An 11,154-nucleotide genomic window follows, 5' to 3' on the forward strand; every position below is an offset into this window, starting at 1 on the left:
CTCGGGCCTGCGGGCAAGGAGAGTCTTCCGTCTCCGCCGGGGCGGCGAAATGGATCAAGCGGATGAACCGGGCGTGGTATTCGGCGGAAGGCCCCGGGTGCGGCCAGGGCCTTCCGCTGGTCTTTCCGTCGGCGTCAGTCGGCGTCCGGCAGGTGGATGTCGGTGACGCGAACATCCACCGCCTCGACATCGAGGCCGCGGAACTGCTCGACGGCTCCGATTCGCGTCGACGCGCAGCTGCTCGGCGAGCGCCTTGACCGGGTGCCCGAACTCGACCACCAGCGAGATCTTGATGGTGGCGATGTCACCGTCGATGCCGGTCGAGACGCTCTCGCCGAGGTCGTGCACACCTTCGGCCTTGCGGGCCACCATGTTCACGACCTTCGCGACGACCACGTCATCCACCGCGGCGCTGCCGCGAGTAGCTGCGGCGGCCGAGCCGAAGCCGCGACAGGCTCGACGACGGCCTCGGTCGACTCGGCCGCGTCGGTCTCGTCGATCTGGTTGATCTCGTCGGTTTCGCTGGCCTGGTCGATGGCGTCGGTCCCGGTGGCGTCTTCCGCTTCGGTGACGTCGTTTATGTCGGCGGCTTCAGCAGCCTCGGTGGCTTCGGCGGTTCCAGTGGCCTCGTCCGCGTCGGCGGCGTCGGTGCCGGTAGTGGCCTCGGTGTCGGCAGCGGCGTCGGTGCGGGCAGCGTCTTCCGTCAGCGGAGTGGTTTCGGCCGCGGACCTGATCGGTTCCGTACCAACGGTTTCCGACTTGGCGGCCGTGCTGCCGGGCTGACCGGTGTACTGCGTGCGGCCGAAGATGCTGTTGACGACGTCGGACATGGTTACCCCTTTTCGGGCGCGAAGACTTCGAGAGAGAGGGCGAGCAGACCGCGCCATGGCCGGGGCGTGCCGATGATCTTGATAGCCTGCCCACCTTCGAGAACTCCTTGTGTCCCAGAGATGTTCAGCCCGAGACGCTCCGCATGGCCGGCCGCACCACCGCAGCGGTAGAGCGTCGGCACCGGTGAAGTCAAGGGCTTCACCGGAAACATCGGCCCGGTGACACCGAACCGCGATTTCCCGCCGTCCTCAACCAACTGGTTGACTACGGCCCACGCCTCGACTACGGTCTTATTCAACCGAAGAGTTGAGGAAGCATGGTGGACGAGAACGCGGAGCGGCTCAACCGGGTGTTCGCGGCGCTGTCCGATCCGACCCGGCGCGATCTGGTGGCCCGGCTGGCGAGCGGGGACGCGACCGTCGGCGAACTGGCGGAGCCGTACGAGATGAGCCTCCAGGCGATCTCCAAGCACGTGAAGGTGCTCGAAGAAGCCGGCCTGGTGACGCGCAGCAAGGACGCCCAGCGTCGTCCGGTCCACCTCGACGCGGAGGTGTTCGACCTGATGACCAAGTGGATCGAGCGCTACCGGCGGGAAGCGGAGGAGCGCTATCGGCGCCTCGACGCCCTGCTGGAGCGGATGACCGACGAGAAGCAAACACAAGCCAGGAAGAAGGACGCATCATGACCAAGCACGAAACCGAGATCGTGGCCGGCGAGAAGGCCCCGACCATCGAGATCATCCGCGAGTTCGACGCGGCTCCCGAGCGGATCTTCCGCGCTCACATCGACCCCGAACTCTACGCGCAATGGGTCGGCCCGCGCTCGGTGAGCACGAGGATCATCCGTTGGGACGCCCGGACCGGTGGCGAGTGGGCTTTCGCCAACGACCGTGACGGCAAGGAGCTCGCCTCCTTCTTCGGCAGCTTCCACGAGGTGCGGCCGAACGAGCGGATCGTGTGGACCTTCACCTACGAAGGCCAGCCGGACGGCGTCGCACTGGAGACGCTGACCTTCGAGGAGCTCGAGCGCGGTCGTACGCGGCTGAAGGTGCTGAGCGTGGTGCAGGACTTCGAAACCCGCGACGCCATGCTGGCCAGCGGCATGGACGTCGGCGTCAACGAGGGTTTCGACAAGCTCGACGACCTGATCGCGAAGGAAAGCTGAAATGACTGAGACCTTCGTGCCGAAGGGCCCGGCCCAGCAGCACGCGCACGACGCGGCCCGCTTCACCGAGCTGGTCAAGTCCGCTTCGCCGGGCGACTGGGCGCGGCCGAGTCCCGTCCCGGAGTGGACGGCGCTCGACATCGTGAAGCACCTGGTCGAATGGTCACGCGGGTTCCTGACCGGCGCCGGGATCGAACTGCCCGCCCTCGACGTCGAGGCCGATCCGGTCGCGGCCTGGAAGCAGCAGGTCACCGACATCCAGGCCATCGTCGATGACCCCGCCGGCCGGGTGCTCAGCAATCCGCACACCGGGGACAACCCGGTGGACGAGGCGATCGACCAGTTCTACACCGCTGACGTGTGGGCGCACTCCTGGGATCTGGCCAAGGCGCTCGGCCGAGAACCCGAGCTGGGCGAGGAACGCTGTGATGCCGCGCTGGCAGCCATGAAGCCGATGGAGCAAATGCTGCGCGACAGCGGGCAATTCGGTGCCGCGGTGCCCGTCGCGGACGACGCCCCCGCGCAGGACAGGCTGATGGCCTTCATCGGCCGCGACCCGGCCTGGACCCCGGGAGCCGCCACCCGGTAAGTATCCTTTGTGGACCACCGGCCCTGTGCGGCGAGGTCGGGTCCCGCACAGGGCACCTCCTGCGCAGGCGGCTGGAGAACGTCGCGACGGATACCTTGGCGCCGGGCTGATAGCCAGAAGCTGATTACGACCTTTGCCACCTTCTAGGCTCTTCGGACGTGGGCAACAAGCCCGGCCAGTTACGGCGGGTACCGGGCGAAACCCCAGCTGCTTGCTGACCTCCAGCTCGACCGCGTTCCGAACTGGTCGGCGAGTCCATCGCTACCGTTCAAACCGCCTCGATGCCGTTGTGGAAGTCTTCCCCGCGCGAGCGGGGGGGTCCACGATCATTCCCGGCGCCCGGCTGCTGGTCGCCCGCCGCTAGCCCGGCCCGATGATCTTCTGCAGGGCGGCGACGTGGTCACGGAAGGCGGCCCGGCCGGTGGGGCTCAACCGCAGCCGGGTACGCCGGTTGCGCCCGGCGCCGTCCTTGCGGATCTCCACGTAACCGGCCTCGCTGAGCGTCGAGACCTGTTTGGACAGTGCGGACTCGCTCAACTCCAGGCTCTGCCGGACGAAGCCGAAGTCTGCCCACTCCGCCGCGGCGAGCAGCGCGACCAGTGACAGCCTCGTCGGCGCGTGGATGAGTTCGTTGAACCCGGCCGCTCTAGTCACGCGGCACCCGCGTCAGGCGGGTGGTGGCCACCGCGGTCACGACCATGCCGGCCGCCAGCACGAACCCGGACAGCGTGTACGGCCACGGCACGCCGAGCGCGCGGGCCAGCGGGGGCCCGCCCATGCCCACCGCGATCATCGCCGCGGCGCCACCCGCCCAGACCGCGAACAGGCGCCCCGGGAAGCGTGGGCGGTACACCACGCCGACGGCACGGGCGCGCCTGGCGGCCACGACGAACACGCCCGCGAACACCAGCGTGCCCGCGACCAGCGAACCCCAGAACACCCCCGGCACTCCACGGAAATCACCGGAAGCCAGCATCACCCCCGCAGCGGCGGCGGTGGCGGGGATGAGCCAGCGCGAGGGCCACGCCCGCGACGCCTCCTCGGCGACCTGGCGCTCGCGTTGACGGATCAGGTGCAGTGCTGCCCGTGCGTCGGCCGAATCCATGGGCCCGCTCCCCGGTTGACTTGCCTACCCGGCAAGTCAACCATAACTTTCCGACCGGGCAAGTCAACCGGTGGCGGCCAGCGGGTTTTCCCAGGTGCGGATGGCGTCGACGGTGGTGGCGGTGTGCTCGTTCAGCACGGTGAAGTGGTCGCCGGGGACGCGGAGGCAGTCGTGCGGCAGGGGCCAGTCCTGTTCCGCGGCGGCTTCGGTGGCGCGCAGGAGCAGCGTGGGCACCGCGGTCCGCGCCGGGGTCCAGTCGCAGAACAGGCGGGTGTAGGCACCCATCCCGGCGATCGCCGGATCCGGGACGGCGTCGAAGGTTTCGCCGACAACCCACCGCACATCCCGCTTCAGTTGGCTACCAGAAACGACGTTCCGCTCCATATCAACGCGGGTCGGAAAGTGTCGCCCCCGCGCGAGCGGGGTGGTCCCTCCGTGGCCCTGACGGCACAGATCGGCCAGGCCGACGTGAGGGCCATGCACGTCGCGGCGACCGAGCGGAGCGGGGGCGCGCTCAGGTGGTGCAGCACTCCGGGGTGGGTTGTCGCAAGCCACGACCGCCAGCAGCAAGGCGACAGCAGGGCGGGCGAAGGTCATTCAGTGCATGACGTTCGCCCGGCCCGCCGGGGCTTTAGCCGACGGTGGTGTCCAGGCGATCGCGCTCCGGTCGGTCGAAGGCTCGGCCTGGTCGCGCTCGCCCAGGACCGCGTCGAGGACGCGCTGACCCACTTCGAAGAGGACCTGAACTACGCCCGCCGCCTCGCACGCGCCCACGACGTGAACCTCGCGCTGGTCAACCTCGATGCGACGCCGGTTAGGGCACCTCACCTGACCTCGACGTCCACGCCGTACCTGTCTCGCAGGTCTTTCGCCAGTTCCTCACCGGCGTAGACGGGCACCCGCGTCTCCCACCAAGGACCGGCGATGTCGTGCACCGGCGCGGAGGTCAGCAGGTTTCGCAACCGGGTGTCGACCTGGGCGATGCGCGCCCGGAAGCCGTCCAGGCGCTCGTCGCCGCGTAGCTCCTCGTCGGTCAGGAGCCGGTCGATCAGGCCGCGGACCGTGAGGTCGTTGTGGTACTCGTAGATGTTGTCCTCGTACCCGGCTTCGACCAGGTCGACGACCTGCTCCCACTGCCCGGCCAGTTGTTCCGGGCCGGGCGCGGTGCGCCAGCCGAAATCCGCGACGACCTCGGCGAACCGTTCCGGGACCTGTGCGATGTGCGTCATGGCGTGGTCGCCTCCTTGATGAAATAGGCTAAGGGATCGCCGTCGGGCCGGAAGAACGTACGGATAACGCCCTCCTTCGTCCGTATGCCGAAGTAGCCGGTCTGCGGATTCACGCGCAGCACGTCACCGTTGGCCCTGAACGCCTCCAGGACACCGTTCGGCCGCCCGGCGCCCATCATCGAACGCGCCGCGGTGCGGTACTCGGCGAAGTTGAGGAACTCCGGCATGTCGGCCCCGCCCTTCTTGGCGACGGTCTTACCGGTTTTCTTGCTGATCTGCACGCCCTTCACATGCTTGGCGAAGTGCAGCAGCGCGTCCGTCTGCGTGCCGAAGTCGCCGATCCGGGCGACCGTGCCCGCCTTGGCCAACTCGGAGAGGTTGGGCACCTTCGCACCGAAGCTCAGCGCCCGCGCCACCGGTTTCAAGATGCCGCCGAGCCCGCTCTCGTACACGCGGACCGGTACACCCGGTGCCACGGCCGTCAACTGCGCCGCGAGGTCCGGGCCGCAGGCGGCCGGCCGGTCGGTGCAGTACTCCCGGAGCAGGATCTCGGCGGCGTCGTCACGACCCTCCAGGCCCTTCCACAGGATGCTGCCCGCCCACTCACCCAGCCAGTTGTCGAAGTCGATCGCCAGGCCGTCAGAGGTCTGGGGACCGATCGTCTTGGGCAACAGCACGCCGTTGAGGTAGTGCTCATCGCCGATGACCACGAGCGAGGTGCCGTTGGCGAACTGGGCCTGCGGCAGGTCCGCGCCCTGCTCCACCACGGGTTCCGGCGGCGGAGCGGGCTGGCCCGCCGACGCCAGCGTGGTCCGCGGCTTCGGCGTCCGCGACGAAGTGCGGAACACGGCCGGAGCCGCGGCCGCACGAAGCTTCACCGCCTGGGGTTCAGGCAACGGCGAAGGCTGGGGGGCTACCGCAGGAGACTCGACGACGGCAGGCTCTGGGACTTGCGGTTCGTCAGCCGGTTCGTCAAGGTCCGGCTCCTCCAGGGTTTCCTCCGCCTCGCCCGCCCGCTCGTCGACCTCATCGGCGTCGGCTGAGTCGTTGTCCGATTCGTCAGCCCGTTCGCCTTTGTCGCCGTCCTGGCGGTCGTCTTGATGGTCCCGGTCTCGGCGGTCGTCGTCCTGGCGGTCGTCGTCGCGCCGATCACGGTCGCGGCGCTCCTCATCATCGTCGCGGTCCTCGTCACGGTGATCGTCGTTATTCCGATTCGCGTCGCGCCGGTCGTCATCGCGAGACTCATCGTGCTGATCGTTGTCGTCGCGACGCTTGTCGTCATCCCGATCCTCGTCGTGCCGGTCATCGCGCTCGGGTTCTTTGCGCGTGTCCTTCGAGTCATCTCGCTCCGGCCGCGACTGTGTCGGCTGCTTGCGTTCCGGAGCCGCCTTGTCGGCCTTCGGAGCTGGTTTCGCCGGTTTGGGAGCGGGTGCCGGTTTGAACTGCTTGGCGACGCTCTCCCACGATTTCGGGGCAGTGGGTTTGGCCGCACCGGCCTTATCGCCTTCCAAGGTCCCCGGTCCCTTACAGGCGCAGGGATGTGGCGCTGCGGCCGCTTTCGGACTGGCCTGCGACGTCGTGGCGCCCCACAGACCGAATAGCACCGTCATCGCCGCTCCGACACCCACGTGCCCGGCCACCTTCACCGGCGTGGTCACCTTGCGCCATTGCACAGCCAGCCTCCTTCATGCGCCCCGCCCTGGGGTTCTGTTAGAACCCAGCTGGCTCTCAGCGTCCGCTTGGCGATACAAATCCGATCCAGAACCGGTACAGACAACAGCCGTTGGTTCGCACGGTGCTGGATTGGTCGCCAAGATCGCTGACAACTCACTCTTCGCCTGGCTGCGGTCTTCCGCCGCAAGCAGGTACGGCTCCCGACCGCGATCGGGCGCGTCCAGTTCGCTCACTTCCCTGCCGTCGCCGCCCGATGCCAGCACCCTGGCGCGCTACGCACCGCGCTGATCGGCCTCCCCCGACTCTGTGCTGGTCGATCTCGATGGTGCGAACACGGTGCCGTTCCACTGCGTTAGCCGTATTTCCGGGCCACTGCGCGCCAGCGTCCATGCCCGGCTACGCGCCACGGGCATCAGCGCCGGCGTGCACTACCCGCCCAACCACTGGAGAAATAGTTCGCCGGCGTCGGGGTAAGAGGTGACGTAGGAGCGGCAGCCGTACCAGCCGCCGTCTTTGAGCCAGACGCGGACGAAGCACGGTCCGCGATCGCGGAACGTGTGGTCCCAGGCGGTCGGTGTGGTGCTGAAGCGGGCCGCCGAGCCGCAGCATTGCCACCAAGACATCACAAGGGCGGCGGTCGCGGGCAGGACAGCGACCAGCAAGAGCGCGACAACTCCCACCAACCGCGGCTGCGCGGACAGCCCAGCTCGCCGGTGCGCCACCGCGATCGAAAATGCGGCGTTTGTCGGCGTCGACGACGCGGGGCCGGCCGCCGTACGGGACGCGACATCCGCTCTCATCTGGCGAAGACGGTCCCAATGGGCCGCACCCACACCAAGATGGCCGCCCCTCTCGCCATCGCGAGTGGACACTTCCTCGTCCACACCACTTCAACGGCCACTCCGCCGCCTGCGCCGATCCAAACGTTGTCACCAAGTTCGCTGCTGCCCCAACCAGCGCGGGACACCGGATTGTCGCCGACCAGGCCAATCGCTGAGCTTGTCCACATCATGACAGCGGCACCACGTTCTCCACACACAGCGATCTCAACCGGACGCGCGAACGAAACGGATGGACATGTTCGAAGCGAACGGACTGTAGCCACACAGACTCACCGATCCTCGTTTAAGCCGCTACGCACGAATCGGTTCCAGGTTTCGTGATGCAGTACGCTGGCCGTAGCCAACCCGCAGACAGTAGAAAGAGCTGAGATGGCACAGAAAGTCCTCGTCGAGATGATCGACGACATCGATGGCGGAACCGCCACTCAGACCGTACCCTTCGGTTTGGACGGTGTTCAGTACGAGATCGACCTGTCCGATGACAACGCCGCTAACCTCCGTGACGAACTCTCCCGGTTCGTCGCGGCCGGGCGGCGCACGGGCGGGCGCAAGGTGCGCCTGGCCACCGGCGAGTCGACTTCCTCCTCCAGCGGTGCCGACCGCGAGCGTGCCCGGCAGGTCCGGGACTGGGCCAGGGACAACGGCTACCAGGTGTCCGAGCGCGGCCGCATTTCTGCCGAGATCACCGAAGCGTTCGAAGCGGCCCAGCGCAAGTCGGTCGCGGCGGCTGCCAAGACCCCGCGCAAGCGCGCCGTGCGCAAGAAGGTGGCGGCAAAGTAGTGCCGGTCGAGCCCGGCGTCAACGATCCTGAATGACCTTTCCGGATCGGCGATGCCGGGTGACCGCTGACTTTCCGATCTGTCCACGATGACTCGGCCGTGCTATGGCCGATAAGAGTCCTGTTCGTGTCTCAGTGAAGGTGTGTCGGCCGCTTCGCCTGAGGCAGTTGAAGGCCCCGCAAATGGTCTGGCGGACTTGTGCGGCGCTGGGGGGTCAGGAGACTCTGGAAGTGTGCGTTGGTCGCGGTGTGACGCGATCGAGGCGGCGGCTTCGGCAGTGTCGTGGGCAAGTTCGGGCAAGACGTGTGCGTAAGTTCGACCGATACGGAGCATGCGGGCGGCGGTGAGCAGATCGGTGGCGGTTCTCAGCTTGTCATGCCATGACGGCGCTCTTGTGGAGCTGATTCCAAGCGACTCGGCTTGGATGTCCATGGTCGTTTCCGGGGTTTCGCACTGAGTGCTCCTTCGGTACGTGACGTGGTCCGGTCAGCACTGTTGAGTGCCGTGCGGGTGTGTGCCTCATGCCATGGCCGCGCACGTGGACGCTAAGTTGTTGCCAGCTGTGCTGGATTCGTTGGCGGTGTCGCCGGGGCTCCTGAGCGGCAGGAGAAGGGGGAACAGCCATCCGGGTCGTCCTCGTCCTCCGCGGACTGGACTCCCGTGGTGTCCAGATCAACGCGGTTGAGTGGGCGTAGTGATCGGTGAACGAAGAATTGGCCGTGGAGGGGTTTGCCGTCAGCGACAGCCCGTGGACTGCCGTTGCGGATCACCTTGTCGAAGTCGACCAGGTCCGCCCAGGCTTGCGGATCAGTCTTCCGGATCCAGCGCAAGCGCGCGTTGCCTGAGTAAGGGCAGCCGATACAGGCGCTTTTCACGGTGTCCCCGAGCCCGCGCTCGGCCAGGAACGTCAGGCAGTCCGAGCGGGACAGGTTGAGGTCGAGCAGCGGGAAGATGTTGCGGTGTAGTTGACGTCGGAGTCTCTGGCGCGGTGGACCTCGTCAGTGGAGATACCGATGGCCTGGTCGACGTACACCCCGCGGGGTACACGAATGGGGTGGGGCTAGCCCAGGATGTCGCGGATCGCGCGCTTGAGGGGTTTGATCTTGTATTCGCCGGTGCATTGCCGGCGTGCCATTCCCCGTGAGCCGTCGGGGTTCTTGGCGAAGAGCGGCATGGTGACGAACCGTGCGTCGGGGTTGAGCGCGTCGTGGCGGATGTTGCCGCTGGACACCGTCAGCACTGGTATTCCCGCCTGCGCGCCGATCCGGCGCGCGGTGTCCAGTTGCGTGTAGACCTGTTTGGGTTCCCAGCCGGTGTCAGCGAAGAGTGCGGCGTCGAAGCGCGGAATCTGGCCCTCGCACGCGAGCAGGAACACGGTCAGGCTCTGCACCCCGGCGCCGAGGCTCAGGTATCGGCCCCGTGGCTGGCCGGGGTAACGCTCGATACGCGGTTGACCGGATCGGCGGACCGCCGCGGTCGCGGACGGCCGGCGTCGTGCTGGGGAGAGCTTCGGCGGGCGCGAGGTGGTGGTGCGCGCTGCGGCCGGTGGACGTGATGCCATCACAGTTCCTCCTTCCGGTCTTGGTTGGCGGTGAGTCCGTGGGGGCGAGCAGTCGGTGCAGGATGCGCCGCACGCTGGTCGTGGGCTCTTGAGCCGCCCAGGACAGGGCAGGGGCGACCCGGGCGCGGTGGGCGGGCTGGGCGGAAAGCACCCAGTGCTCAGCGGGCCGGAAGGCACCGTTCTCGTCGCGGGTGCTGGTGGCCTGGTATCCAGGTGTACTTGATGTTGGTCAGGATCGCGGTGACTGCTGTGGGCGGCCAGGAGAGGTGTGTTCCGGGCGGCGGGTAGCGGTCGTGGTCGGCGTCGAGTCGTGCGGTGATGTGTTCGACGGACAGGCCGGTGACCGCGCGCCAGTTGAAGACGTCGTGCACCACCGGGGCTCGGCGCGGGTCCGGAGTCAGGCGGGTGCGGGCAGTGCCGCGTCGGCTCTGCGCTCCGGCCACGGTCATCGTGGTGTAGCCGTACGGCGGGTGGTGAACGTTCCAGCCCTCGCGGATCAGGACAGCGATTGCCTCGGCCGACCGTCGCGTCACCGGATGCGCGGGCTGAACAGCGAAGGGCGTGTGACTGGCGAGGGCTCGGTTCGGTCGTCGCCGGTATCGCAGCCGGGGCAGTGGCGAGCGGTACGGGCCCAGCGGCGCACACGCGGCGCGAGATGGTGGTTCCTGCTGTGTGTGGGCATGGCGAAAAGCCCTTCGAGAAGTCGAGTCGTGGGAAGCGGGTGGAGCGTGGCGCTCCGGGGCGGGCTCGGCGGTGTCCTCACCCCGGAGCGCCACAGGTTCAGCGGCGTGAGCGAGTAGCGCTGCGGCGACCGCGTGCGGCGGTCGAGGCCCGGGTGGAATCCGGCGGGCGCGTCGAGCCACCGCGCGCTCGGGCCGGACGGGCCTTTGCCTCGCGCGTCGTGGTGGGCGGCGGGCAGCAGGGCGGTTGGTGCAGCCGGGTCAGGTCATCCAGCAAGAGGCGTAGCGCGTGCGCGGCTTGCGCCGGCATGACCCCGTTGCCCAGCGCGCGCAGTTGCGCGGTGCGGGGCAGGCCGAGGTACTCGGTGGTGACCCAGCCCGGGGGCAGGCCCATGAGCCATTCGACGAACGGTGGCGCAAGCACGGGACGTCCGTGGCGCCCGGGCTGGGTAGGGTACGGCGCGGGGCGGCCGGTGATGAGTTCCCAGCGGTGCACGGCGGCGGCGTACTCGCCCCAGTCCACCAGCACGGCTTCACCGCGTGCGGTGTAGCGGGCGCGCGGGACGCGGGCGGTGTCCACGATCACTCACCTCCTTCCGCGCGCGCGGCTTCGGCTTCGGTGTGGTGACGGCGATGACGACCGATGGCAGCATCAGGTCGCCCTTCGAGCCGCGCTGGGCGGGGCAGCCTTTCGTGCCGT

General features: G+C 68.1%; 17 protein-coding genes. 4 read left to right on the forward strand and 13 right to left on the reverse strand.

Translation table 11 applies throughout. The annotated features are described in order from the left end of the window. Window positions 1-54: 54 nt before the first annotated feature. From JOM49_RS34725 to JOM49_RS34735, 3 genes are read right to left on the reverse strand one after another with little or no spacing between them, the layout of a single operon-like run. Entirely contained in the window at window positions 55-405 is a 351-nt protein-coding gene (locus JOM49_RS34725) for an Asp23/Gls24 family envelope stress response protein (protein WP_209668377.1), read from the reverse strand. Continuing rightward, window positions 375-830 carry a hypothetical protein gene (locus JOM49_RS34730; protein ID WP_209668378.1) on the reverse strand — a complete coding sequence of 152 codons (456 nt, stop codon included), beginning with the start codon at window positions 828-830 and terminating at the stop codon, window positions 375-377. Before JOM49_RS34730 ends, JOM49_RS34725 begins: the two co-directional genes overlap by 31 nt. A gap of 2 nt (window positions 831-832) precedes the next feature. Then, window positions 833-1,129, reverse strand: coding sequence for a hypothetical protein (locus tag JOM49_RS34735; RefSeq protein WP_209668379.1), 297 nt, complete (start codon window positions 1,127-1,129; stop codon window positions 833-835). A 21-nt stretch (window positions 1,130-1,150) separates the two neighbouring features. On the opposite strand from JOM49_RS34735, the gene JOM49_RS34740 reads away from it, so the two are divergent. From JOM49_RS34740 to JOM49_RS34750, 3 genes are read left to right on the forward strand one after another with little or no spacing between them, the layout of a single operon-like run. Next, window positions 1,151-1,516 (forward strand): ArsR/SmtB family transcription factor, encoded by a 366-nt coding sequence (locus tag JOM49_RS34740; protein ID WP_209668380.1) that lies wholly within the window; start codon window positions 1,151-1,153, stop codon window positions 1,514-1,516. After that, on the forward strand, window positions 1,513-1,995 hold the full coding sequence (locus tag JOM49_RS34745; protein ID WP_209668381.1) for an SRPBCC family protein: 483 nt from the start codon (window positions 1,513-1,515) through the stop codon (window positions 1,993-1,995). The genes JOM49_RS34740 and JOM49_RS34745 overlap by 4 nt, the downstream gene beginning before the upstream one ends. 1 nt (window position 1,996) lies before the next feature. Next, entirely contained in the window at window positions 1,997-2,584 is a 588-nt protein-coding gene (locus JOM49_RS34750; RefSeq protein ID WP_209668382.1) for a TIGR03086 family metal-binding protein, read from the forward strand. A gap of 360 nt (window positions 2,585-2,944) precedes the next feature. On the opposite strand, the gene JOM49_RS34755 is transcribed toward JOM49_RS34750, so the two are convergent. The 7 genes from JOM49_RS34755 to JOM49_RS44450 form a co-directional block, all read right to left on the reverse strand. Then, the gene (locus JOM49_RS34755; RefSeq protein WP_209668383.1) at window positions 2,945-3,238 is read right to left on the reverse strand and encodes a transcriptional regulator; all 294 of its coding nucleotides are present in this window, start codon (window positions 3,236-3,238) and stop codon (window positions 2,945-2,947) included. Then, the gene (locus tag JOM49_RS34760) at window positions 3,231-3,689 is read right to left on the reverse strand and encodes a hypothetical protein (RefSeq protein ID WP_209668384.1); all 459 of its coding nucleotides are present in this window, start codon (window positions 3,687-3,689) and stop codon (window positions 3,231-3,233) included. Before JOM49_RS34760 ends, JOM49_RS34755 begins: the two co-directional genes overlap by 8 nt. Window positions 3,690-3,752: 63 nt before the next feature. Next, window positions 3,753-4,031 (reverse strand): alpha/beta hydrolase family protein, encoded by a 279-nt coding sequence (locus JOM49_RS34765; protein ID WP_209668385.1) that lies wholly within the window; start codon window positions 4,029-4,031, stop codon window positions 3,753-3,755. A 255-nt stretch (window positions 4,032-4,286) separates the two neighbouring features. Further along, window positions 4,287-4,463: a hypothetical protein gene (locus tag JOM49_RS34770; protein ID WP_209668386.1), complete on the reverse strand. Its 177-nt coding sequence runs from the start codon at window positions 4,461-4,463 to the stop codon at window positions 4,287-4,289. A gap of 50 nt (window positions 4,464-4,513) precedes the next feature. Further along, entirely contained in the window at window positions 4,514-4,918 is a 405-nt protein-coding gene (locus JOM49_RS34775; protein WP_209668387.1) for a hypothetical protein, read from the reverse strand. Beyond that, entirely contained in the window at window positions 4,915-6,591 is a 1,677-nt protein-coding gene (locus JOM49_RS34780; RefSeq protein ID WP_209668388.1) for a hypothetical protein, read from the reverse strand. The genes JOM49_RS34775 and JOM49_RS34780 overlap by 4 nt, the downstream gene beginning before the upstream one ends. Before the next feature lie 429 nt (window positions 6,592-7,020). Further along, the gene (locus JOM49_RS44450) at window positions 7,021-7,392 is read right to left on the reverse strand and encodes a DUF6338 family protein (RefSeq protein ID WP_372444234.1); all 372 of its coding nucleotides are present in this window, start codon (window positions 7,390-7,392) and stop codon (window positions 7,021-7,023) included. Window positions 7,393-7,803: 411 nt separating this feature from the next. Here JOM49_RS44450 and JOM49_RS34785 point away from each other — a divergent pair, with 411 nt between their 5' ends. Next, window positions 7,804-8,214 carry a histone-like nucleoid-structuring protein Lsr2 gene (locus JOM49_RS34785; protein ID WP_209668389.1) on the forward strand — a complete coding sequence of 137 codons (411 nt, stop codon included), beginning with the start codon at window positions 7,804-7,806 and terminating at the stop codon, window positions 8,212-8,214. 1,059 nt (window positions 8,215-9,273) lie between these two features. Here the strand turns inward: JOM49_RS34785 and JOM49_RS43470 are convergent. From JOM49_RS43470 to JOM49_RS34800, 3 genes are all read right to left on the reverse strand, one after another. Then, window positions 9,274-9,603 carry a hypothetical protein gene (locus JOM49_RS43470; RefSeq protein ID WP_245369573.1) on the reverse strand — a complete coding sequence of 110 codons (330 nt, stop codon included), beginning with the start codon at window positions 9,601-9,603 and terminating at the stop codon, window positions 9,274-9,276. Between the two features lie 329 nt (window positions 9,604-9,932). After that, window positions 9,933-10,307, reverse strand: a complete 375-nt coding sequence (locus JOM49_RS34795; protein WP_209668390.1) for a serine integrase family protein — start codon at window positions 10,305-10,307, stop codon at window positions 9,933-9,935. 247 nt (window positions 10,308-10,554) lie between these two features. Continuing rightward, window positions 10,555-11,040: a hypothetical protein gene (locus JOM49_RS34800; RefSeq protein WP_209668391.1), complete on the reverse strand. Its 486-nt coding sequence runs from the start codon at window positions 11,038-11,040 to the stop codon at window positions 10,555-10,557. Window positions 11,041-11,154 lie beyond the last annotated feature (114 nt).

The organism is Amycolatopsis magusensis, assembly GCF_017875555.1.
Taxonomy (GTDB): domain Bacteria; phylum Actinomycetota; class Actinomycetes; order Mycobacteriales; family Pseudonocardiaceae; genus Amycolatopsis; species Amycolatopsis magusensis.